This is a genomic window from Shewanella nanhaiensis (assembly GCF_019457885.1).
In the GTDB taxonomy this organism is placed as follows: Bacteria; Pseudomonadota; Gammaproteobacteria; order Enterobacterales; family Shewanellaceae; genus Shewanella; species Shewanella nanhaiensis.
This window is the reverse complement of the sequence record NZ_JAHZST010000021.1, coordinates 31,123-54,304: the sequence shown is the minus strand read 5'-3', so window position 1 is coordinate 54,304 and position 23,182 is coordinate 31,123. Positions and strand designations below refer to the sequence as shown.

Here is a 23,182-nt window from a genome sequence, read left to right as displayed (position 1 = left end):
CATAGAGGACAAAATGTCTTACGTGGACAGGCTTTTGGACAAAAAGAAACACACTAAACAGATATTTCCAAGCTCATGAAAATACGTTCAAAATAGGCGCTTGAGTATTGAATTTATGGCTAACCTCACAGCTTGGTAGGCTGCAACTTGACACTTTTTCCCTCGCACATTACTTTGTGTTAAAGATTATTATTCACACGCTTAATACTTTGCTATTCCCCACAATTTAGGGATCTGGCCTTAGCTGTAATCTTCGTTATTTCTGATATGTTTTGGAGTTTGAATTGGCTGTCTACTCGTTGTCACAGGCTATTGCCTCTCTTACTGACACTTTAAAACAACTAAAATTTCAAACACAAAACGATCCTATCATTCAACTTTCAGTGTCTATTAAGCCTGTCCCTGCCATTGCTTGGCTTGCAGCTCAGCCTTGCTACCCAAGGATCTATTGGAAGGGCAGAGATACTGAAGAGGAAGTGGCAGCGATCGGTTGCTGTAAAGATTTCTTCTACGCAGATAATATTGATGATAATCAACTCTCTATTGAATATCAGAAGCAAAGAGCACTCTCAAACAATCAAGATATCCGCTATTACGGTGGCGTTGCTTTCGATAGAACCACAGAGTGTTGGCCTGAATTTGGTCGCGCCCACTTTGTCCTGCCTCGGGTAGAGCTGAGACGTCATGGTAACGACTACAAACTGCTGGTAAACCTAAACTGCGAAACAGATAACGCTGAATCAGAACGCGATCTGGCAATGACGAGCTTAGCTCAGCTTGCTTCTCCAAAGCCTCTGCCACCACCAAACAAGATCAATATCTTAAGTCGCAGCGATCGACCAGACCGCTACCGCTGGACCGAACTGGTTAATCAGGTCACTCATCAGAAGTTTATCCAAGAGACACCTAAGGTTGTGCTCTCCCGCTTAACTCAACTTGAGATAAATCAGCCTGTCGATCCTTGGATGCTGCTTGCTTGTTGGCAAGGGCGAAATAAGAACAGTTTTCAGTTTGGCTTTCAGTTTAGTCCCGATAGCACCTTTATCTCCTGTACTCCGGAGCGGTTATATCGCCGTAGACAAAGAGAGCTATTCACAGAAGCACTAGCAGGCACGACCACCCGAGGTTTAAACCTTGAAGAGGACAAGGTGCTTGCTCAAACACTGATGGAAGATAATAAGAACAGCCATGAAAACCGATTGGTCAAAGATCATATTGTCGATGCGCTAACACCTCTCAGTAATTATGTGGGTGCAGAAAGCATTCCTAAAGTGTTTAAGCTCAGCCACATTCAGCACCTTCATCGCTCAATTCGTGCGGAGTTAAAACCTGGGGTTGATGACTTTCAGTTACTTCAAGCGCTGCACCCAACGCCGGCAGTAGGTGGCTTACCTAAAGAGCCAGCCATGAGCTTTATTCGCCAAAGTGAAGGGTATGCCAGAGGTTGGTATGCGGGAGCATGTGGTTACTTTAACAAGTATGAGAGTGAGTTTGCTGTGGCTATTCGCAGCGCGCTAATCGAACCTGGCCGTATCAACTTGTTTGCGGGAGCGGGTATAGTGTCGGGATCTGAGGCCGACTCTGAATGGGTAGAGCTGGAGAATAAACTCACCACCATACTCTCGATTCTTACCGAGGTTTAGAACACTAGAGGCGGCTGGCCTCTGGGCCTATATGCTGACGAAATAATCTGTCTAGCTCGCCGCTGTCGATCATCTTCTGAAGCTCAATATCGAAGTGAGCTTTTAATAACGCTCCCTTACTGTTTTGGGCAAACACAAAATAGATCTCGGCTTGAAATATATTCTCAATAATCACAAACTGCCTAGGCTGAGCCAATTTTGCCGCTTTCGCTAGCATAGTTGGCTTATAATCCAGTACCGCATCTATCTGCCCCCGATTAACACGATTAAGCATCTCCAGTAAGTTGCTGCTCTCCTCGTAATACATGGGAACATCAATAAACTCATCATAGCGATAGGCCAGCAACGCCTGCACTTTTTTAAAAGAGAGGCTATTAACCCCCTCCCATATCTGCGCCATTTCAGGCGTTAACGCAACATCGACACTGTCAACCTCAACCGCTTGCTCACTATATAGTGCCTTCGTTTTATCACCAACATAGAAGCCCAACGCCATATCGGCACGCTCATGGTTGAGCAGGTACCTAACTCTAGAAAACGGAGCCATATCTATCTCAAGCGTCCAATCCTTCTCTGGAAAAACATGCTTTAGGATATCAAAGTAGAATCCAGAGCCATCTTCATTGGTGTAACCAAGCCAAGACTCAGTCGCTACCTGTATGGTTTGAGGGGTTGCCATTAACCGAAGAGGAAGCCAGCTTAAGCAGAGTATGAACAAGTAGATTTTTAGTCTATTCATTTTATTGTATAGGCCATTGTTGAGAGTTAGCGCGCTCTCGTTAATCTAAAAGTACTCAGCGCCTATCAATAGATAGTCAGGGAATACCGTCACCTAATTTTAGAACAATTTATCCATTTTTGAGGAGTATCTTAAAAATGCACTTGTCACTCACGAAAAGATCTCTATAATTCTTCGCCCTTAACGGGATCCGGAGCGGCTTGATAACTCATTATCGCCACCGAAGCTCAAACAAGTAAACCAGTTATATGCAACAGCGGGTTCCCTCACCCCGCGACCGTGAAAACGTAATTAAAAAGGCCACAAGATGTTAACCTTAACGACCACACAGGTCCGTCGCGCACTATTGCTGCTCGTCGGCTTCCATATCTCCATTATTTGCGCCAGTAACTACTTGGTTCAATTGCCCTTTCAGATATTTGGGTTTCATACCACCTGGGGTGCATTTAGCTTTCCATTTGTGTATTTAGCAACGGACCTGACCGTCAGAATATTTGGCCAAAGCCCTGCACGCCGCATTATCCTCAAGGCTATGCTGCCTGCGCTGCTTATCTCCTACCTGATGGGGGTACTGTTTCATCAAGGCAGCTTCCAGGGGCTAAGTTCATTATCTGAATTTAACAGCTTTGTATTTCGTATCGCCTTCGCCAGTTTTGCCGCCTACTTAGTCGGCCAACTAATGGATATTACCGTATTTGCAAAACTCAGAGATACTCGCTCTTGGTGGGTAGCTCCAGCAGCTTCAACCTTAATAGGGAACCTCGTAGATACCATTGTCTTCTTCGCACTGGCCTTTTACGCCTCAACAGATCCCTTTATGGCTCAACACTGGCCTGAAATCGCAGCGGTGGATTATGGATTTAAGCTGATTGTCAGCTTAGGCCTATTCCTGCCAGCCTACGGCGTTTTGTTAAAAATACTCGAGCAGAAGATAGTTAACCCATCTCAGGCTACTCGTGACCAACAGAACTTAGCCTAAGCGCCAAGATGACCAAGCAAGCATTACGCCGTTAATGCTTGCTAATTAATTGCTTAGCCAACCTCATCTCTATTTTGTGTAAAATTTCCTCAAAAATACTGGACAGACCAGTTGTTTTTATACCCAAGCTTCAACTAAAATAGCCGCCTTTCCAATTTCATGCCTGGCTAATGTTCTTTTGCATCTAGCTAAACAGAGAGAATTAAGATGTATCAAGTTGAAATAGAGCAAGCAACCTTAGTCACTCCAGAGTTGTTACACAGCCTTATGGAGCTTAATCAAGCGATCCCTGAATTTGATAACGCTTACCCAATGACAGAGTATCAAACACGACTGTCAGACAAGCCTATGCTGGCACTATTTATCAAGGTTGAGGGGGAAGTTGCTGGATTTAAACTGGGATATGAGCTTGATAATGGCCAGTTCTACAGCTGGTTGGGCGGGATCTTACCTGAGTTCAGGGGCTTAGGTTTAGCAAAACAGCTACTATTAGCTCAAGAGAGTTGGGCAATAGAGCAGGGCTACCAGCAGATTGAGGTGAAAACCCTGAATCGCTTTGCCTCAATGCTTAAGATGCTTATTTCAAACCAATACCAGATCACCAGTCTTAAGCAAGACACTGATAAATTAGAACTTAATAAGATAAGTTTACAGAAGTCATTAGTGGCCTAATGTAAAGATCCGCGTAACGGCAAATAAAAACTTGCCAGCTCAAATGATAATGATTACTATTTACATGCGTTCCAAGAACTCTTAATACATAACTGAACTAATAAACACTTCATCTCTGGTTATTGTTCGCTCCCTTCAGATTTTTGTCGGGTTATGTATAACGAGTTTGCAAAGCACGACATTGCTCACACACTCTTATAGCCGGGATATTATTTTCCCGGCATTTTTTTGTCTAAATTTCAGCTTAACCTCCTACCAAAATCTATTGTCGTCCATAACTCCTGCCCGCAACAAGACTAGCGGCAGCGGAAAGATATAACTTAAAACTTATTTATTCAGTCACTTAATAAAAAAGCAAAAAAAATGAACAAAAAGACTTGCCAACCTAAATGATAATGATTACTATTTGCATGCGTTCCATGAACTACGAAGAAATAAGATAATGAAACACTTCATCTCTGTTGAATTATTTTAGTAATTTTTGAACTAGTTCTCTCTGCAAGACATTGCTCACACACTCTTATAGCCGGGATTTTATTTTCCCGGCATTTTTTTGCCTAAAAAAAGCCCAGCATTAACTCTCGTTAAAATGCAGCCCTTTGTAAGGGGTGTCATTCTGATCTTCTTTCGCTTTATGGTAGAGACCGATGGTAAACAGAGTTCCCTTCCCCACAGTGGAGCTCACCTCTATGGTGCCTCCAATCCGCTTGATGATCCCGTAGCTCAGAGACAAGCCCAATCCGGTTCCGTCGGCTCTGGTGGTGTAGAAAGGGTCGAAGATACGATTAAGTTGCTCCTTAGGGATCCCCTTGCCCTCATCTTCCACCTCTATCTTCACACCAATAGGTTCATCCTTCTCAACCCAGTCATAGGTGCGTATCCAAATGCGTCCATCCTCATTCATGGCATGGGCAGCATTGACCACTAAGTTGATCAATACCTGAAGCAGCTGAGGACGATTAACTTCAATGGGATAACTGGCATTGAGTTCCTGACTCAGCACCACCTTCTGCTCCTTAATCGAGTGCCTGACCAACACCAACATCTCTTCGATAATGGGTGTCAGTTGATGCATCTCTAAAGGCGCATTGAACTCTCCAGGTCGGCTGTACTGCAGAAGACTACGGATAATGGTGCTAATTCGGCCCACCTGCTGAATAACAAGCTCAATCTCCTCCTCAACACAGTCGGCGTTCTGTCCCAATTCAAACTTAAGTAGCTCCATATTCCCCAAGATAACCGCTGTTGGGTTATTGATCTCATGGGCAATACCCGCTGTTAGCTCACCTAAAGCGGTGAGCTTCTCATTGGTCACCAACTGCTGTCTGGTTTCATTTAACAGCTCGACGTTATTTTGCAGCTCGACCGTCTTCTCCTGAAGACTGCGTGTGCGCTCCTCCACCTTAACCTCTAACTGCTCTGCAGCCGCCTGGATCTGAGTATTACGCTTCTGCAACAGATCCAACATGCGATCAAACTGCTCCGCCAAATTAGACAACTCATTATCACGCTCAAGCCCAAGTGAGCCAATACGTAAGTTACGCCCCGACTGCACCGCTTTAACAACATGGTGAATACGCTCAATAGGCTGGAGTAAACTGTATGCACCTCGATAAACCAGCAGGCCAGATACCAACAGCACCAACATCAAGATGGTACCTAATTCGATAATATTCAGTAGATAGTTATGGATAAAAGGGGATTCAGAAAAACCTGTATAGATCATGCCGACTCGCTTGCCTTGTACATCTTCAAGGGGCGCGTAAGCCGAGATAAACCAATCATTAAACACAAAGGCGCGATCGACCCAAAGCATCCCCTGAGTTAACACTTTTGACTTCACCTCCTCTGAAACCAAGCTGCCTAAGGCTCGACCAACAGATTGATCACCTTGAGGGAAAAAGTGCAGCGGCACATTGGTGCTAATACGGGTATTGTCGAGGAAGATGGTGACTGTGCCGATGGAGCGTTCAGGGAGTGTGCCCTTGTCATAAACCAGATCGCGAATATGATCGACAATGCGGATATCGCGATTAAAAAGAATGCCGCCATCGAGATACCAAGAGACATTGCCATTTGCATCGGGCACAGGGAGCAGGCTACGACTCAACATCCCTCGCTCCTCAACACTCTTATTAGGTTTTTGAGATCTAGGCGTCTCCACAAGGGGGATGCTGGCAAGCTTAACCAATTCAGGATCGATTCTTGCCAGCCGCTCCGGCGAGAGCACCATCAGCCCAGAGAAGGGAGATACCCCACTAACTCGCTGTAGCATCTGACGAAGATCGGGATCGGCTGCCGCTTCAGAAACGCTAACTAGGCGCAAAAAATCCAGATTAAGCTGCTCTTTCCGCTCTTTTAATAAACTATCTATCTCATCTCTATATTTTTGGTTAGTTCCAGCAAACAATCTAAAGTCATTTTGAAATGGCCAAGACTCCATCACCATCTCAAGCTGCTTCTCTTGACTGCGCTGGACTGAGATTAAGGTGTTATTGGCGACAGTAAGATCAGCCTTCACCTTCATAAAGAGCTGCTTGCCCGTGTAGCTAATGTTCCAGTAGATGGTGATAAACACTAGGCTTACCAAGGTTAGCAGTATGGGAAGCAAGGTTAAGATCAAGATACGATAACGCACCTTAGCCTGCATCTGCTGCCAGTTAATGCCAAAAATTCGCGGGAAGAAAGGCATCCTATTGCTCTCCGGCACTTTCACTGTCAAACCACTCTTTATATTTTCTGTCTAATGTCTTTCTGGAGACACCAAGATCCCTTGCCGCCGCCGATTTATTGCCATTATGGGCATCGACAACTTGAGTTACATGGTGCTTTTCAACCTCTTTAAGGCACCAATTCAGCGGATAACCCGACTCACCTACCGTCTCAGCCTTTGGCTGCTGCTTCCAATACTCTGCCGGTGGCTTACCAAGCAAGATGCAGCGTTCAATCATGTTTCTTAGCTCACGGATATTACCCGGCCACTCATGTTGCTGTAGCTTCAGCATATCCTCATGACTCCAGACCACCTCTTTCACCCCAAGTTCAGCCGCAAGTTGACGGGTAAAATGATGCGTCAACTCCACCACATCTTCAGGTCTCTCTCTCAGAGGGGGAATTAAGATATCTAACACATTGAGTCGATAGTAGAGATCGCGTCTGAAATGGCCAGCCTCTACCTCTTCAGCCAACTTTCTATTTGTGGCAGCCAATACCCGGACATCAATATTAGTCTCTTTCTCACTACCTACGGGACGGATCGTTCTCTGCTCAAGCACACGAAGCAGTGCGGTTTGCATCTTAAGTGGCATCTCGCCAATCTCATCGAGAAAGATAGTGCCTCCTGATGCAAAACTAAATAGCCCCTCACGATTGCCTTTAGCGCCAGTAAATGCCCCCGCGCAGTGGCCGAACAGTTCACTTTCAAGTAGCTCAGGAGCGATAGCACCACAGTTAACAGGCACAAAAGGGCCCTGCCTGCCACTGAGCAGATGCAGCTGCCTGGCAACCAACTCTTTACCTGTGCCTGACTCACCTTCAATCAAGATCACCGCGTTGGTTGGCGCCACACGCTCAATAATGTGTTTCACCTCCTGCATGGCATCACTGCTGCCTATGATAGTGGAGGACTGACCTATAGAGACCTCCCGCCTGAGCATCAGGTTTTCACGCTTAAGCAGACGCCGCTCAATACAGCGATCAACGGCCTTCATCATCTGCTCTAAGTGGAACGGCTTCATAATAAAGTCTGAGGCGCCAGCGCGCAGTGCTTTAATGGCAACGTCCATATCGGCGTAACCAGTCATAAAGATGATATCTGAGCGACGCTCCTGATCATTTAACGCTTCATGCCACTCAATGCCTGAACGCCCAGGCAGGCGAATATCGACAATAAGCAGGTCAAAATGACAACGACTTCGCAGCTGCTCGGCATCTTCAACGCTGGAAGCGGTCTCGACTAAGGCAAACTTTTTCGAGAGGGCTTTTTTCAAAAAGCTGCGCATTCCGGGCTCATCGTCAACAATAAGCACTGAAACGGCTGATGGAAGGGGTTTTAGCTCTTTATTACTCTGGCTCATATTGTCTTCTTTAGGACATTTTGACTCATATACTGATGATTCTATCACCATAGTTGAGCAAATAGGTCACTGTGAACCAAAGAATGAGGCACGTGGGACAAAATGTCTGTATTGGACCATTTCTATTTGCGATAGAGATCACAAAGCCCAATGTTTTGTGAAGCAAAAATCCAACAAGATAAGTTGGCACTCAACTTGCTAAATAAGTCCCTAAGAGTAATACAAAATTTTAAGTGGTCCATCTTGGCAGAGGACCATTTCCACAAACGCCAAGGAGCAAGAATGTTAAACCTTAAATCTATCTTCAGCTTAGCTTTAGCTGCAACTCTAGTCACGGCTATGCCAGCAACAGCAGAAGAGATTATCAAGTTAGCAACAACAACCAGTACAGAGAACTCAGGTTTATTGAAAAACCTACTGCCTAAATTTGAAGCCGAAACTGGTTATAAAGTACAAGTAATAGCAACTGGCACAGGTAAAGCATTAAAGCTTGCTCGCCAAGGTGATGTTGATCTCGTGATGACTCACGCACCAGCCGCTGAAGCAAAATTCGTGAATGAAGGCTTCGGAATATTGCCTCGTGGCATTATGGAAAACGATTTTGTGATCTTAGGCCCTAAAAATGACCCAGCTAAGATCCGCGGCAGTAAGACAGCAGAGGAAGCATTTGCTAAAATAGCTAAGTCTGGCGCCACCTTTATCTCTCGTGGCGATAACTCTGGCACTAACATGAAAGAGTTAATTATCTGGAAAAATGCCGATATCGCGCTTACTTTTAATGGCTACAAGGCCGTAGGCCAAGGCATGGGTAAGACACTATTAATGGCCAGCGAACTTCAGGGTTACACCCTGTCAGATCGTGGTACATTTGTAGCGTATAAAGCAAAGTTAGATCTTGCGATTGATTATGATGGCGGTAAAGCACTGGCAAACCCTTATCAGATCGTATTAATTAACCCAGAAAAATACCCTGAACTGAATCATAAAGGCGCTCGTGCCTTTAGTGACTGGTTAATCGGTGCCGAAGCTCAAGGCATGATTAATAACTATAAAGTTCAAGGTGAGCAACTATTTAAGGCAACATATAGCGAATGACCCTAAGGTTTTTTAAGCTTTTATTTAAATCGGTGGACCACACAGATGAATGAAGGCTGGTTAGCCCTTATACAGCAGGCCTTAGGCCTGCTGTTTTCATTGGATCCTGATGTGTGGTCCATTGTTTCTGTCTCCTTTTCTGTCTCTTTTGCAGCACTGGCGATCACCCTAATTCCCTCGATGGTATTGGGCTTTATTCTAGCTTTCGGACGATTTCGTGGACGCTGGTTTATCACTAATATGATCCAAACCCTGCAGTCGATCCCGACAGTCGTTATCGGACTGCTGGTTTACCTGATGCTGACTCGCATGGGCCCCTTGGGCGATCTAAGGTGGCTATTCACGCAAAAGGGGATGATACTGGGTCAGATGCTTATCTGCGCCCCCGTACTGGTCTCGATGAGCCAAGCGGCTTTTACCAGTGTCGACAGGCGTGCTTGGGAAACATCACGTACCTTAGGCGCTTCTTGGTTCAGATCCATCTGGACACTGTGTAGAGAGCTCAAAGTACCTCTGCTACTGGCCATTGTCGCGGGATTTAGCCGAATATTAACTGAAATAGGCTGCTCAATGATGGTGGGAGGTAACATTGCCGATGTCACCCGTAATATTCCCACAGCCATCGCCTTGGAAACCAGTAAAGGGGACTTTGCACAAGCGATAGCGCTTGGTTTAGTGCTGCTTATTTTGTCACTTGTTCTCAACTTCACCTTAGGTACCCTAAGGGGAAAAGCTGAGCCGAGGAGCCATTAAAATATGGTAAAAGTGATCGCCCAAAATATCGAGATGCGCTTTGGTGAGCGTAGGCTCTTCGCCGCCGAGAGAGTACAGCTCTCTCAAGGTCAAACCATACACCTGCAAGGTGATAACGGCAGTGGTAAAACCACCCTAATGAAGATGCTTGCAGGCTTGGTAGCACCAAGCAAAGGTAAAATCACCACCCAAGGCTTCGCGCCACTGCCTTGGTGGCGTTCCAACTCTCTGCTGGGCAAGGCGGTTTATCTGCATCAACACCCCTACCTGTTCGATGGCACTGTCGAGTACAACCTGCGTTACCCGCACCCATTTTGCACCATGAGCAAACAGCTTATAGAGCAGAGAACTCATGATGCGATAGAAAAAGCGGGCCTGAGTCATCTCACTAAGCAAGCAGCCTCTAGTCTATCCGGTGGTGAGAGACAACGTCTGGCTATCGCCAGAGCTTGGATTATGCAACCAAAGTTACTCATGCTCGATGAGCCGACCTCCAACATGGACACTTACTCTCAGGAGTTAGTGTTAGCTATGGTCAAAGATCTGCAGCAGTTAGGTACAGGTATGCTAGTCAGTAGCCACCAATCTTGCGCACTAACAGGTTTATGTGACCAAAGCTGGCGCATTGAAAATCAAACGATTAGCTCATCGCTTAACGATGAGAGCTGCGCTACTAAAACAAGTCCCCAAACAAGTTTACAGGAACCAAGATATGTCATTGCGAATTGATGCTGTCATCTTAGCTGGCGGTATGGCCAGACGTATGGGTGGGAACGACAAAGGTTTAGTCGAGCTATTAGACAAGCCGATGATAAAACATGCGATAGATCGGATAAAACCTCAAGTTAAGGAGATCATGATCAACGCAAATCGTAACCAAAGTCGCTATGCTGACTTAGGTTATCCGGTTTTCAGCGATGAAGACTCAGGCTACTTGGGACCATTGGCCGGTATGATCACCGCCATGGGACAGACTCAAGCAGATTATCTGTTGGTGGTCCCCTGTGATTGCCCGCTCCTACCTTTAGATCTTGTCGAGCGTATGCTGAGCAAAATCCAAAGTGAAGGTGCTGAGCTTGCTGTGGCGAGCGACGGCAAACGCGAACAGCCCGTCGTACTACTGTTAAAACCCAGTTTACGCGACTCCATGAAGGCATTTTTAGATGGTGGCGAGCGTAAAATAGATTTTTGGTACGCTAAGCACCACTGTGTCGTGACCGAGTTTTCAGATCAACCTAATGCCTTTGTTAATGTGAATACGCCAGAACAAAAACAACAACTTGCTGAGGCAATTGCCAAATAATATTCGAGGTATCAATGTCTACTCCCTTTACCAATCCGTTGTCGATCCCAGTCCTCGGATTTTGTGCCTACAGTGGCACAGGAAAAACCACTCTCCTGAAGAAGCTCATTCCTGAGCTAAATAATCGCGGCATAAAACTCGCCGTCATTAAGCATGCTCACCATAACTTCGATGTGGATATTCCCGGTAAAGACAGTTACGAGATGCGCAAAGCTGGCGCAAGACAGATGTTGGTCGCCTCCCATATACGTTGGGCATTGATGACAGAAGATGAGGTCGATGAAGCGCCCGAACTGCCCCATCTACTGCAGCAGATTGAACAAGACACCGTCGATATCGTACTCGTCGAGGGGTTTAAAAAGCTTGAGCTGCCTAAGATAGAGCTGCACCGCGCCGCTCACGGTAAGCCCTTTATTCATACCCATGACAGCAATATCCAAGCGATCGCCTGCTGTGACGACACACACATTCCCAGTGAGCTACGCCGACTCGATATCAATGACGTAAGCCAGATAGCCGACTTCGTTATCGAATATACTCAAAACTGGCAGCCCACCAGCAAGCTACCTTTAGCGCCTCAGTCTCTACAAACACCAGAGTGCGGCTGTGAACTCGATAGCAGCAAAACACTTTCAGTCAGCCAAGGCATTGAGAAAATACTCTCCTATGTTAAGCCTGTGACCGAGCATAAGCTTGTCGAACTCGATGAACTCAATGGCCGCGTACTCGCCCAGGATGCCATCTCACCAGTAGATGTACCTCAGCAGACCAACTCAGCTATGGACGGTTATGCGTTCAACTATTCTGAGCCCATGTTAGAAAGCTACACCTTAGTCGCTGATGTGATGGCGGGTCACCAATACACAGGAACCCTGCAAGCTGGTGAAGCCGTACGCATCATGACAGGCGCACCAGTGCCCGCAGGTGCAGATACCGTTCAGATGAAAGAGCTAGCAACAGAGAAGGGCAATGACGTTAGCTTTCAAGGTGAAATCACCTTAGGTCAGCATGTCAGGCTGGCAGGTGAAGATATTGCCAAAGGCAAGACAGCGCTTGCAGCCCATAAACGTCTCCAGGCGCCAGAGCAAGGTATGCTCGCCTCACTAGGTTTTGGCCAGTTACCCGTATTCAGACGTCCTAAAGTCGCCGTGTTCTCAACAGGTGATGAAGTGTGTGAACCCGGTGAGCCGCTCAAGGCGAGCTGCATCTACGACTCAAACCGCTTCACCATTAAGTCGATGGCAAGAAAGCTAGGTTGTGAGGTGATAGATTTAGGCATAATACATGACTCAGAAGAGGCACTAGCAGATGCACTGAGCCAAGCCGCAGTTAAGGCCGATGTGGTGATCAGCTCAGGCGGCGTTTCCGTTGGTGATGCCGACTTTATCAAACTAGCTCTGGAAAAAGTGGGGCAGATTAACTTCTGGCGTATCAATATGCGTCCAGGTAGGCCTTTGGCTTTCGGACAGATAGGTGACAGCCTCTTCTTCGGCTTACCGGGTAACCCAGTAGCCGTTATGGTCTCCTTTATGCAATTTGTCCAACCCGCCCTAAGAAAACTCGCAGGTGAGAAAAGCTGGAGCCAGACCATGGTTCCCGCTGTTGCCGATTGCAAGATGCGCAGCCGTCTCGGACGCACCGAATTTACTCGGGGTATTTTTCACTTAGCGGCAGATGGTAAGTTGCATGTAACCACTACAGGTGCACAAGGTTCAGGGATGTTGAGCTCAATGGTAAAGGGAAACTGTTTCATCGTTATCGGTGAGCAAGATGAACAGTTAAATCCAGGTGATACCGTTTATATTCAACCTTTTGCCGACCTTTTGTAGGTAACTCCGTAGGGTTCTAATATGAGTTTAATTGTCGACACCTTCGGACGAAAGGTGGAATACCTGCGTCTCTCTGTTACCGATAGATGCGATTTTCGCTGTGTTTACTGCATGGGTGAAGATCCCTGTTTTCTCGAACGAGATCAGGTACTAAGCCTCGAAGAGCTAGCTTGGGTAGGCCAAGCCTTTACCGAGCTAGGCGTTAAAAAGATCCGTTTAACTGGTGGAGAGCCACTGGTTCGCACCGACTGCGATCGGTTAGTGAAGCTCTTAGGCGAGCTTCCAGGACTCACTGAGCTCTCTATGACCACCAACGGCTCCAGACTCACCAAATTTGCCCAGAAGATGCGAGGCTCAGGTCTAGCGAGATTAAACATCAGTCTCGATACCCTCAAACCAGAGCTTTTCACCGATCTGACCCGCAATGGCAAGCTTGAGCGGGTGATCCAAGGGATAGATGCCGCCAAGGCCGCAGGCTTTAAGCGCATCAAGATCAACGCGGTGATCCTTCGTGGACAAAATGATGATGAAGTACTCGACCTTATCGAGTTCTGTCGTGGTCGAGAGCTAGATATTGCATTTATCGAAGAGATGCCTTTAGGCGTGATCGATGAGCGCAAGAAAAGCCGCCACTGCAGCAGTGAAGAGGTTAAAGCTATCATCTCACAGCGCTACCCGCTCACAGTATCAGACAAACGCACCGGCGGCCCCGCCCGCTACTATACGATGCCAGGCAGCTCAATCCATGTCGGCTTTATCTCCCCCCACAGCAATAACTTCTGCCATGAGTGCAATCGAGTGCGCGTTACGGTTGAAGGTCGCCTACTCCTCTGTTTAGGCAACGAACACTCGGTAGATCTCAAAGCGATCGTGCGTGAGTTTCCCGGCGATATTGAGCGGTTAAAAACAGCGATTTTAGAGGCAATTAAGCGTAAACCGAAAGAGCATGTGTTTGGGGATGAGGGGGATGTGCAGATATTGCGGTTTATGAACACAACAGGGGGTTAATAACTTGCCCGATAGCAAGTTACAAATATCTTTTTGTTTGGGTTCATCGGGCAGGTTTTATTTTTGATGGTTTGTTGGTAACCATAGCTTCAATGCTGCCTATCACCTGCTGTGGGTGCCATGCAAGGATGCGCCAATGTCGCAGTGGCAGGATGCCAAGGAGCGACCTTTAGTGCGAACACTTCTGTGACACGGCATTAGAGAACTTGTCGGATAATAAGTTTTAAGTATCTTCTTGGTTGGATTCATTGGGCAGGTTTGGTGTTTGTTGATACCCGAACACCATGACGGTATTGGAATCTATCACTTGCTGTGGGCTGATGTGCAGATACTTCATTGAGACGACGCAAGTACAATCCCTGTAGTCTCTACGATGACATCCATGTCATCGAAGCTCACTGCCGCATCTACACCTGATTCAGGATCCTGCATAAGTATCTCTTCGGTTTAGGTGAACCGACTCCTATTTCATGTTGATTTTGTTACAGTTTGTGACGAAATCTGTTTGTCCATTGCGTTTTCTTGGGCGCGCGTGAGAAGCTTCGACAAACAAGAGAAGTATATCTATAAAAAGGAATTTAGATGAAGTTACTGTCCACACTATTGATATTATCAGCAGCTCATTTTTCAACCGCTACATTAGCTAATAATACTCACCTAGAAGCTCTCCAAAGCTTTCATATTGAATGTGAAACCTGCGTGACAGAATCACAATTTACTCAAGCAGCAAGAGACAGTGCAATACATCGAGAAACTGTATTTATTAATGTGATGAACATCGATAACTATAAAATAAACAAGTATAGCGTTTACAAAAACTCCAAAACCGTATGTGACCCAAATGGTAAAGAACCTGATGGTGAAGGTGGATTTATTCAAGACTGTTGGCTAGAAGAAACTCTAACAGCCTACCAAGTAAATTTAACGAATACTGAATTGAACGCGTTTAGAAGTTTCGCAGATCTTCAAAATGACATGACAGCAATATCACAATCTTCAATTGAGGTACCTGAAAATGTTATAGATAACGGATATAAACTTATCGGTGCGTCATTTAATGAAACCGCAATCAATACTTTAACAGTCTTCTCGTCAGTCAGAGTCTAGTTGAAAGCATGGAGTTATATTTTGATTCAGCGACACAGATAACTTCCACCTCTAATATAAAAATCAATGCTAGGCCACTGGTGTTCAACCTTGCAGACGGGAGTATGGCTTATGCTATGCTTTCATTTATAGATATGGATAACGTTGTACATCTTAAGTTCACTGAGCTTCATGATACAAGCGACAATGTAATTATGCTTAACAATAAAGAGAACCCGTTCTCAACGGAATTTAAAACAGTAAATGTATCTCAAGCATCATGGAAGATACTATTAGAATCTTTCAAAGGTCACGGGTTAGCTGTTGATGTTTCAAGTGGTGCATCTGTTTCCCAAGGCATCTTTACTGTTATCGATTGCTCTAACAGCACTGAAACTGTATGTAGAAATCCACTTTAATTGGTACATAGTCCTTAATATAAGTTCCCAACACCCAAAAGCGATTTATCACAGAGAACACGGAGGGCACGAAGACCATGGAGAAGATCAAGCACCAATATTTCTTCCTCCAGCTTTTCTCCGTGATCTCCGTGGAGCGCAGCGCTCCGTGGTGAGATATCTCTTGCTCTTGACTTTTAACTAGCAGCGCAGCGTTCTCACAGTGAGCCTGCGAACGTCCTCGCAGGGCGAAGCCCGTAATCCTCTTCCCCTTATCTCTTGCTTTGTTATGTCTCCTGTACCAATATTAGGTATATATTGGTATTCATAAGGTGATTTATGGCTAAAAATACTAGCGTGACGTTGGGTGAGCACTTTGATGGCTTCATTTCCAGTCAAGTGACGACAGGTCGATATGGCTCTGCAAGTGAGGTTATTCGTGCAGGTCTGCGGTTACTTGAACACTCTGAAACCAAGACTGAAGCCCTCAAAAGGCTTCTAGCAGAGGGTGAACAGAGTGGCATAGCCGAGTATAGCTTAGAGCAATTCATTGAAGAGATAGATAGCGAACTAGGAAAATGAGGTCGTTTGCGTTAACCAATGCGGCTAAATCTGATCTGAAAAGAATCGCTATCTACACCCATAATAAGTGGGGAAGAGAGCAGAGAAATACCTACATTAAGCAGTTTGATGATACCTTTCATATGCTTTCAAACTCCCCTCTAGCAGGTAAAAACTGCGATGAACTTAAAGTTGGTTATAAAAAATTCCCGATAGGTAGTCACATCATATTTTATAAAGCAGGCTCAAACTCCAAAATCCTCGTGATCCGTATACTGCATAAAAGAATGGATGTAGAACCACACCTACTCACGCCATAATATCTTTATACAAGCTTTTCACTCGCAGAGCGAAGCTCACACTCTAAACACCAAATAAAAAGCAATTTACCACGGGGAGGATCAAAGACATCTTTTGCTTAGCTCTAGCGATGAGCTTGCGAACGAACTTATAGGCATGTCGTTCCGTCCTAACTTTGTGTTAGGTAATCGATTTTAAGAATACTTCTGCGACCTCTGGGTCAAAATGCTGACCAGTCTCACTTTTTATAATTTTAATAGCCTGTTCAACTGGTAGAATGTCACGATAACTACGTCGTGAAGTCATAGCATCGTAACTATCCACAACGGCTAGAATCCGTGAGCACAACGGAATATCATGGGCTACTAGTCCAGTTGGATAACCTGAACCATCAAACCACTCATGGTGATAAAGAATAATATCCGCAAAAACATCAATATTCGGCAAATTGATCTTGCTGATAATAGCTGCGCCTATCTGTGTATGTGTTTTGATAACCTCGAACTCATTATCAGTAAGTTTGCCAGGTTTTAAGAGGATATTATCAGGGATGCCAATCTTGCCAATATCATGGAAACGCGCACAGACTTTCAGAATACTTAATTCCACAGAACTCAGATTAAATTTCTCTCCCAGCTCCATAGCGATACCAATAACCCTATTTGAGTGAGAGTGTGTATATTCATCTCGCACGTGTAATGCGGTATCCAGTGCATAGGTAATCTTTTCCAGAAGAGCAATATCTGTCATTTTTGTACCCTGTATCTACAAAATAGCTTATATATTTCAATCTATTTGGGCAACCATATTAATCAGTAACATAACGGCTCTATTCTAGATTATCAATCTTCTACCTATCGCTAAGTCATTCTGAATCTTCTCAGGTCAATAATGATAATAATTTTTACACTTGTCTTAACTTAAAGCTTTTGTTGGAACCTTTTATGCTCTCCTCTACTTTAAATAGATCTCTGGGCGCTCTTTCAAGAAACCCCACTTTAATTTTGGAAGCTCCACCAAATCGCTGTATATCTTTTTTACATCTTTATGGCTTCTAAGAGATAGGCTCTCAAGGTTAACAAGATCTAGAACAGGGCTATAGTCACCACTCACTAAGCGCACAGTAAGGAACCTAAAATGACGAAGCTGAGTCATATCTCTTAGGAAATCAATTTTATCGATTTTAATATACTGAGGACCCATGACATCACCACAAATAGTTAAGCTTTCTAATTGGGCTAGCTTTGTAAAAGAAGAATAGTCTTGAACTTTTTTAAAGTTTTCAACATACAAACCTTTTAAAAAAGATAGTTCACTTATTGGCACTACTGATTCAACAGCGGCACCAGATCCTATATGCAAAAGTTCTAAATTCTTTAAGTTTGTTATGGGAGACAAATCAGAGTAAGCCCCCCACTTTATATCAAGGTCAACAAGATTTTTTTGTTGGCATACAGCCTCGAACAATTCTTGAGGCATCCTTGTTCTAAAGCCCAGTTTTGTGAAAGCATCTGGCTGCTCATTTAAAAACTCAATCCATTCGTTTAGGATTCTCTTTTTTTCCTTCGGCTTATATTTTTCATTTAACTGAGTACAGTTTATTGCTAGTTCTTTTTCACCATTATACTCAGCAACTTCAACAACACTTTTAAGGCGCTCATCATCAGGGAAATAATAATAAAACCCATATTGTATTTGCTTCTCTGTTAGGTACATATACTTCCTTGTAGGCAAAAAATCACACCTTCACTATAATCATCATCGAAATAAGTGAGGTCAGAATGACTTTATAACATAGCTTTCAACTCCAATCATTCACTAGTATTCCTAGGAAGAATTTGCCTTATTAAAGAGAGAAATAAAATCTATACAACACAGAGAACACAGAAAGTAGCAGAGAGCCTTCTTGTAAATCCCCCAATGTAGATGCAACTGCGAGCTTCCAAAACATGGAGTTTTGATAGAGCCCACAAGGATGTACTCGCGGCGGTTCGCAGAGGCATCTGCATATCCCCCGCTGAGAGGCGCTAAAAAGCAATGAAGCGATAGGCTTCAGACACTTAAGCAAATACCAATATAGGCCAGACCCAAAAAGAATAAATGTAATAAGTCTTCATTTGAAGACAGCCTAACTTGTGGATACACTGACTAAACACCCAATATTAGATAAGCAACTGAATTAACACGCCATGGCTCTTTCACGTAAAAAATGGAATAACATTCTTATCTTTGCTACGGCATCGATGATCGCCATACTCACTCTGCTCGATGATCGTACTGCCCAGTTACCATCGGATGCTGCGCCTCTGTTTGACGACAAAGCGCCACTAGCTCAGTTGCAGCTCGATGAATTTTGGTTAAGCAGGGGCAACCTGTGGCAGTGCCATGAAGATGTGCTCAACTGTAAAACCTGGGCTACAGCATGGAGCGAGATACAACTCTCACCTGTGGCAGATCAACAAGCCTTAGTTAAACAGGAGAGCCTTGATACTCCCATCAATGTGACGATTCTGATAGCCAACAATAGTCAAGGGCAAGCTTGGCTCTGGTATCAAGCCCATGGTTTACTGGTCTCTCCAGCCAAGAACTGGTACCAGATCCCACCTAGCTTAAGAGAAGCCTTAACACCTATCACTAAGATATCGGCGGCTCCCGTAAATGACGCGACAAGCAATTAAACAAGAAAGCTAATATAAGAGAGCTAAACAAGAGAGTTAATATGCCAGAACTTCCGGAAGTTGAGGTCACCCGTCAGGGGGTCTCACCCTATCTGATTGACCAAGAGGTCACAGGCCTTACCGTACGTAACGCCAGCTTGCGTTGGCCCGTCCCTGATTTAGCGCAGCAGATTGTCGGTCAAACCATACGTAGTGTGCATCGCCGCGCCAAATATCTACTTATTGATACCGACGCAGGTACGACAATTGTCCATCTAGGAATGTCCGGCAGTTTAAGAGTAGTGACAGCGCTCACTCCGGTAGAGAAGCACGATCATATCGATTTGAGCTTAGCCAGTGGCAAGATATTACGTTTTAACGACCCGAGGCGTTTCGGTGCCTGGTTATGGTATGAGCTGCCCATTGATGCACACCCCCTACTGTCTAAACTTGGGCCCGAGCCATTAACAAACGCATTCAACCCTAGCTATCTGTTTGAGTCGTTGAAAGGGAAGAAAAAAGCGATAAAACTCTGCCTGATGGATAACCATATCGTGGTTGGTGTGGGTAATATCTACGCTAACGAGGCTCTATTCGCAGCGGGGATACATCCTCAAATGGAAGCGGGTAAGGTAGATCAAGAGCGCTTGATTATCTTAGTTTCAGAGGTGAAACAGATCTTAGCCAATGCGATTAAACAGGGAGGAACCACCCTAAAAGACTTTACCAACGCCGAAGGCAAGCCGGGCTACTTCGCTCAGAAACTTCACGTTTATGGCCGTGGAGGAGAGAGCTGTACTCAGTGTGGTAACCTGCTCAGTGAGATTAAGCTAGGCCAGAGAGCCACCGTATTCTGTGGCTTGTGCCAAACGAGATAAAGAGAGAATCTAGGACGTTCGCAAGCTCACTGCGAGTAGCGAGTAGCGAGTAGCGAGTAGCGAGTAGCGAGTAGCGAGTAGCGAGTAGCGAGTAGCGAGTAGCGAGTTAATAGCTTAAAAATAAAAACGAGAAAACCCTAAGGTTTTCTCGTCATGCTGAACCTGTTTCAGTATCCAGCTTTTAAGCTTTGACTTTAGCTTGAACTCGAAACTCCAAACCAGTCACTCAAACCTTCTTCTAAAAACGATACTCGTAGGTGCCAAATAGAGTCGCATCTGTCTTTTTATCTTCAACCTCAAACTCAGATTGAGACACTGTGCCGCCGACACTCATCATCCCCTGCCAGATAGGCATACGGTAGCTCAGCTCCAACATTAACAGATCTTCTTTAGGCGGTTGTGGCGCCCAACCATGGCTTGGGCTTGAACCATCTTTATTAAGCTGAGCATATCTCACAATAGAGGTGAGCCCTTTGCTATTTTCAAACTGACCGATTAACCCCAGCGCATAAACGATGGCATCACTTTCATAGGTGCTGCCATAGGTTTTACCATAATAACGTGAGCCACTTCTGTACTCACTGTGCTCATACATACAGTTGAAAACATTGTCATCGGCACCACAAGCAACCATAGTATCTGTATATTCAAAAAACAGTCTGTACTGCGCACTGTCTGAGTTAAAACGTGTATCTAGACCCGCTGCGTGACCACAATCGACGATATCCCAAGGTGCTGAACCGTTAGCATCTTCGCAAGTCTTCTCGTAATAGATGCCAAAAGGCACATTAAACCAAGTATCGCTAAAGCGAACATCATAACCCGCCATCTGATTACCGTAACTACTACAGCCAATTTCGCCGACATTTTCAGCACGACAATCACGTTGACCAGTTATCGATTTTAGTGCGCTCTTAAACGAACACTCCTCACCCTCGCCACAGAACTGGGTTGCCCAGGAAAAACCAATCTCTAGTTGCCTGAAGGGGCGAAGCGAACTGCGAAAGTTCCACAGTAGAGGGTTGGCAATAGCACGCTCCTCCTCTAGACGGCTCACACCTGCTGTTAACGTCCAAGGACCTAACCAAGAGAGCCAAGGGGTTTCAAAAGCAGCAGCATTGTTGCGAGTCACCATCACAGATGGCAAAGGGCGCGCATTGTTTGATCTGTGCATGGCGGAATCGAAACCTGGACCCCACCACTGCTCAATGGCACCGGCGGTAAACATCCAGTTACCGAGCGCCATCGCTAAGTAGGAGTCATCGAGACGAAACTCTTTATCATCTGTCGCGTCATAGTTGGCCGATGCGGCAATCTTGTAAGCGAAGCGCTCACCAAGGTATTCATGGGAAACCTGCAGTTCCCCTTTCTCGCGATAATCAGAACCAAAATGCTGGAAACGAGCAGGATCTGTTGCAGCAGCGGCCTTAATCCGTGTATTGCCTTTGTTACCAACGGCGTTGCGATAGTAAAAATTCACTCGAGCAAACGCTTTCGCTAATGCAGGCGTCAAGGTCGATGGCTCAACTTTGTTCAGATCAACCGCAATACCAGACCACATCAGCGGATAAGTATTAACAGGCACAGTGATCACGCCTTCATCGGCCAACGCCTGGATATCTGCCCTTAGGTAGATATCAGACACATCAACCCAAGGAGCTGACATCACAGTAAACGATGACGACAGTAGAGAGATACTAAACAGAAAAGCTGTGATCAGCTTGGCGCTATAAGATTTCAACATAAAAATTAACGGCTATCCTTTGCTAAGAAGTGCTTTACTCACTTCCGGGTGAACAAATTGGCTAACATCCCCACCGTGCAATGCCACCTCTTTCACTAACGTTGAGGAGATAAATGAGTTTTCTTCCGACGGTGTTAAAAAGACGCTTTCGAGATCAGGATCTAAACGACGATTCATATTGGCCAACTGAAATTCATATTCGAAATCAGATACAGCCCGTAATCCTCGCACAAGCACACTCGCTTGCTGATCTTTAGCAAAATCCACTAACAGACCACTAAATCCCACCACTTCGACATTATCAAGATGCGCGGTCACTAGCTTTAGTAGCTGAACTCGCTCATCAAGAGTAAACCTGGGTTGCTTAGAGGGATTCGCCGCAATGCCGATCACAACATGCTGGAAAAGTTTAGCCGCCCTTTCGATAAGGTCAGCGTGTCCGTTAGTTACGGGATCAAAAGTCCCTGGATATATTGCTCGTTTATGCACTATTTTCTATCCGGTGATGATTCCAACATCCATTGGAACGACAGATGAGTCAGACACACATCTTACTTGGTTTATTTTTGCATGTGAATTGTCCACATACGGCTCAACACTATAACTTAGGGAAATCAGGTAACTTATGACGGCTGCACAAGAGTAATACTTCATAGCGTATTTTTTGCAGTACCCGTCGAATCGGTCTCTTTTTAACGAAACGTCTATCGTCAGTTTTATTGATCTCACTACCAAAGTCGCCATTTAAGATAGGAAAAGGCGCAACCACAAAGCAGCGAAGCGACTTCTCAAACCAATACTGAATATCCATATCTATCGGTCTAGTGATTGGGTAGGCGTGTGCTAAAAGTTTCTTCGCTCCTGCAAACGAAATAAGCTGTCCAGTGGTGGTTGAGGGCAGCTTTAGCTCCTTTCTTAACGTTAAGCCGTCACCAAGATCCATGGAGTCAACGGCAGACTTAACCTTACTACCATGGGAAAGCTTAATGTAATCCCAATCGGCACTGCTAGGCGCTAACTTCTCAACATACTTAACAATGTCATCGGTTAATATGGCGTCATCTTCCAGCACCAAAGCAAAATCTAACTCCTGCTCGACTATCTGCTCCCAGCAGCGAATGTGGCTCATGTAACAGCCAATTTCACCATCGTTGAGTATCTTGTCATACTTAGAAAGGTTGGCCGAAAGCTGGTAAACATCACTCTTCTCTTTCTCACTGAGCAGGCTGCCACGCACAGCTGAAACTCTTTCAGGCGTGATGCCTAAAGGTTCACACTGTTTAGTCATAGACTCCCACCTGTCGGTGCTGGAATCGAGATTAATCACCATTACATTAAATTTCATTGGACCATCGAAAGAGTAGAAACACATTTGGCGAGGATAATAACATGCAGCTATTTTATTTCATAAAATTTCCCTATTTGATGTTAGAATCCTGTTCAATTAATTTGCCTTAACGA

Annotated in this window: 23 protein-coding genes; 15 read left to right on the top strand and 8 right to left on the bottom strand. The window is 45.1% G+C overall.

All coding sequences use genetic code 11. The annotated features are described in order from the left end of the window. Nucleotides 1-284: 284 nt before the first annotated feature. On the top strand, nucleotides 285-1,643 hold the full coding sequence (locus K0625_RS21345) for an isochorismate synthase (RefSeq protein ID WP_220111486.1): 1,359 nt from the start codon (nucleotides 285-287) through the stop codon (nucleotides 1,641-1,643). Nucleotides 1,644-1,647: 4 nt separating this feature from the next. On the opposite strand, the gene K0625_RS21340 is transcribed toward K0625_RS21345, so the two are convergent. Then, on the bottom strand, nucleotides 1,648-2,382 hold the full coding sequence (locus tag K0625_RS21340) for a substrate-binding periplasmic protein (protein WP_232847225.1): 735 nt from the start codon (nucleotides 2,380-2,382) through the stop codon (nucleotides 1,648-1,650). Nucleotides 2,383-2,689: 307 nt separating this feature from the next. Here K0625_RS21340 and K0625_RS21335 point away from each other — a divergent pair, with 307 nt between their 5' ends. Continuing rightward, entirely contained in the window at nucleotides 2,690-3,361 is a 672-nt protein-coding gene (locus K0625_RS21335) for a 7-cyano-7-deazaguanine/7-aminomethyl-7-deazaguanine transporter (RefSeq protein ID WP_220111485.1), read from the top strand. Nucleotides 3,362-3,568: 207 nt separating this feature from the next. Further along, entirely contained in the window at nucleotides 3,569-4,033 is a 465-nt protein-coding gene (locus K0625_RS21330; RefSeq protein ID WP_220111484.1) for a GNAT family N-acetyltransferase, read from the top strand. A 574-nt stretch (nucleotides 4,034-4,607) separates the two neighbouring features. Here K0625_RS21330 and K0625_RS21325 read toward each other — a convergent pair. Both K0625_RS21325 and K0625_RS21320 read right to left on the bottom strand, forming a co-directional pair. Further along, nucleotides 4,608-6,725 (bottom strand): sensor histidine kinase, encoded by a 2,118-nt coding sequence (locus K0625_RS21325; protein WP_220111504.1) that lies wholly within the window; start codon nucleotides 6,723-6,725, stop codon nucleotides 4,608-4,610. A gap of 1 nt (nucleotide 6,726) precedes the next feature. Next, entirely contained in the window at nucleotides 6,727-8,109 is a 1,383-nt protein-coding gene (locus K0625_RS21320) for a sigma-54-dependent transcriptional regulator (protein WP_220111483.1), read from the bottom strand. 282 nt (nucleotides 8,110-8,391) lie between these two features. Here K0625_RS21320 and K0625_RS21315 point away from each other — a divergent pair, with 282 nt between their 5' ends. The 10 genes from K0625_RS21315 (at nucleotide 8,392) to K0625_RS21270 (ending at nucleotide 16,462) form a co-directional block, all read left to right on the top strand. Beyond that, nucleotides 8,392-9,204: an ABC transporter substrate-binding protein gene (locus K0625_RS21315; protein WP_220111482.1), complete on the top strand. Its 813-nt coding sequence runs from the start codon at nucleotides 8,392-8,394 to the stop codon at nucleotides 9,202-9,204. A gap of 45 nt (nucleotides 9,205-9,249) precedes the next feature. Then, nucleotides 9,250-9,957 (top strand): ABC transporter permease, encoded by a 708-nt coding sequence (locus K0625_RS21310; protein WP_220111481.1) that lies wholly within the window; start codon nucleotides 9,250-9,252, stop codon nucleotides 9,955-9,957. A gap of 3 nt (nucleotides 9,958-9,960) precedes the next feature. Next, on the top strand, nucleotides 9,961-10,686 hold the full coding sequence (locus K0625_RS21305; RefSeq protein ID WP_220111480.1) for an ABC transporter ATP-binding protein: 726 nt from the start codon (nucleotides 9,961-9,963) through the stop codon (nucleotides 10,684-10,686). Continuing rightward, a complete protein-coding gene (gene mobA / locus K0625_RS21300; RefSeq protein WP_220111479.1) occupies nucleotides 10,670-11,260 on the top strand; it encodes a molybdenum cofactor guanylyltransferase MobA in 591 nt (196 codons plus the stop codon). Before K0625_RS21305 ends, mobA begins: the two co-directional genes overlap by 17 nt. A gap of 14 nt (nucleotides 11,261-11,274) precedes the next feature. Further along, on the top strand, nucleotides 11,275-13,089 hold the full coding sequence (locus tag K0625_RS21295; RefSeq protein ID WP_220111478.1) for a bifunctional molybdopterin-guanine dinucleotide biosynthesis adaptor protein MobB/molybdopterin molybdotransferase MoeA: 1,815 nt from the start codon (nucleotides 11,275-11,277) through the stop codon (nucleotides 13,087-13,089). Between the two features lie 21 nt (nucleotides 13,090-13,110). Further along, nucleotides 13,111-14,097 carry a GTP 3',8-cyclase MoaA gene (gene moaA, locus K0625_RS21290; RefSeq protein WP_220111477.1) on the top strand — a complete coding sequence of 329 codons (987 nt, stop codon included), beginning with the start codon at nucleotides 13,111-13,113 and terminating at the stop codon, nucleotides 14,095-14,097. 582 nt (nucleotides 14,098-14,679) lie between these two features. After that, entirely contained in the window at nucleotides 14,680-15,204 is a 525-nt protein-coding gene (locus K0625_RS21285; protein ID WP_220111476.1) for a hypothetical protein, read from the top strand. 8 nt (nucleotides 15,205-15,212) lie between these two features. After that, nucleotides 15,213-15,602 carry a hypothetical protein gene (locus K0625_RS21280; RefSeq protein ID WP_220111475.1) on the top strand — a complete coding sequence of 130 codons (390 nt, stop codon included), beginning with the start codon at nucleotides 15,213-15,215 and terminating at the stop codon, nucleotides 15,600-15,602. 318 nt (nucleotides 15,603-15,920) lie between these two features. After that, a complete protein-coding gene (locus tag K0625_RS21275) occupies nucleotides 15,921-16,163 on the top strand; it encodes a type II toxin-antitoxin system ParD family antitoxin (RefSeq protein ID WP_220111474.1) in 243 nt (80 codons plus the stop codon). Beyond that, complete coding sequence (locus tag K0625_RS21270) at nucleotides 16,160-16,462, top strand: type II toxin-antitoxin system RelE/ParE family toxin (protein ID WP_220111473.1); 303 nt, start codon at nucleotides 16,160-16,162, stop codon at nucleotides 16,460-16,462. The genes K0625_RS21275 and K0625_RS21270 overlap by 4 nt, the downstream gene beginning before the upstream one ends. A gap of 160 nt (nucleotides 16,463-16,622) precedes the next feature. On the opposite strand, the gene K0625_RS21265 is transcribed toward K0625_RS21270, so the two are convergent. Continuing rightward, the gene (locus tag K0625_RS21265) at nucleotides 16,623-17,192 is read right to left on the bottom strand and encodes an HD-GYP domain-containing protein (RefSeq protein ID WP_220111472.1); all 570 of its coding nucleotides are present in this window, start codon (nucleotides 17,190-17,192) and stop codon (nucleotides 16,623-16,625) included. 204 nt (nucleotides 17,193-17,396) lie between these two features. Then, a complete protein-coding gene (locus K0625_RS21260) occupies nucleotides 17,397-18,158 on the bottom strand; it encodes a hypothetical protein (RefSeq protein WP_220111471.1) in 762 nt (253 codons plus the stop codon). A 473-nt stretch (nucleotides 18,159-18,631) separates the two neighbouring features. Between K0625_RS21260 and K0625_RS21255 the strand changes: the two genes are divergently transcribed. Beyond that, nucleotides 18,632-19,120 carry a hypothetical protein gene (locus K0625_RS21255; protein ID WP_220111470.1) on the top strand — a complete coding sequence of 163 codons (489 nt, stop codon included), beginning with the start codon at nucleotides 18,632-18,634 and terminating at the stop codon, nucleotides 19,118-19,120. A gap of 41 nt (nucleotides 19,121-19,161) precedes the next feature. Beyond that, on the top strand, nucleotides 19,162-19,977 hold the full coding sequence (mutM, locus tag K0625_RS21250) for a bifunctional DNA-formamidopyrimidine glycosylase/DNA-(apurinic or apyrimidinic site) lyase (protein ID WP_220111469.1): 816 nt from the start codon (nucleotides 19,162-19,164) through the stop codon (nucleotides 19,975-19,977). A gap of 238 nt (nucleotides 19,978-20,215) precedes the next feature. Here mutM and K0625_RS21245 read toward each other — a convergent pair whose 3' ends face one another. From K0625_RS21245 to K0625_RS21235, 3 genes are all read right to left on the bottom strand, one after another. Then, nucleotides 20,216-21,721 (bottom strand): capsule assembly Wzi family protein, encoded by a 1,506-nt coding sequence (locus K0625_RS21245; protein ID WP_220111468.1) that lies wholly within the window; start codon nucleotides 21,719-21,721, stop codon nucleotides 20,216-20,218. Nucleotides 21,722-21,733: 12 nt separating this feature from the next. Continuing rightward, nucleotides 21,734-22,210: a pantetheine-phosphate adenylyltransferase gene (gene coaD / locus K0625_RS21240; RefSeq protein ID WP_012322726.1), complete on the bottom strand. Its 477-nt coding sequence runs from the start codon at nucleotides 22,208-22,210 to the stop codon at nucleotides 21,734-21,736. 109 nt (nucleotides 22,211-22,319) lie between these two features. Then, nucleotides 22,320-23,066: a glycosyltransferase family 25 protein gene (locus K0625_RS21235; RefSeq protein WP_220111467.1), complete on the bottom strand. Its 747-nt coding sequence runs from the start codon at nucleotides 23,064-23,066 to the stop codon at nucleotides 22,320-22,322. Nucleotides 23,067-23,182 lie beyond the last annotated feature (116 nt).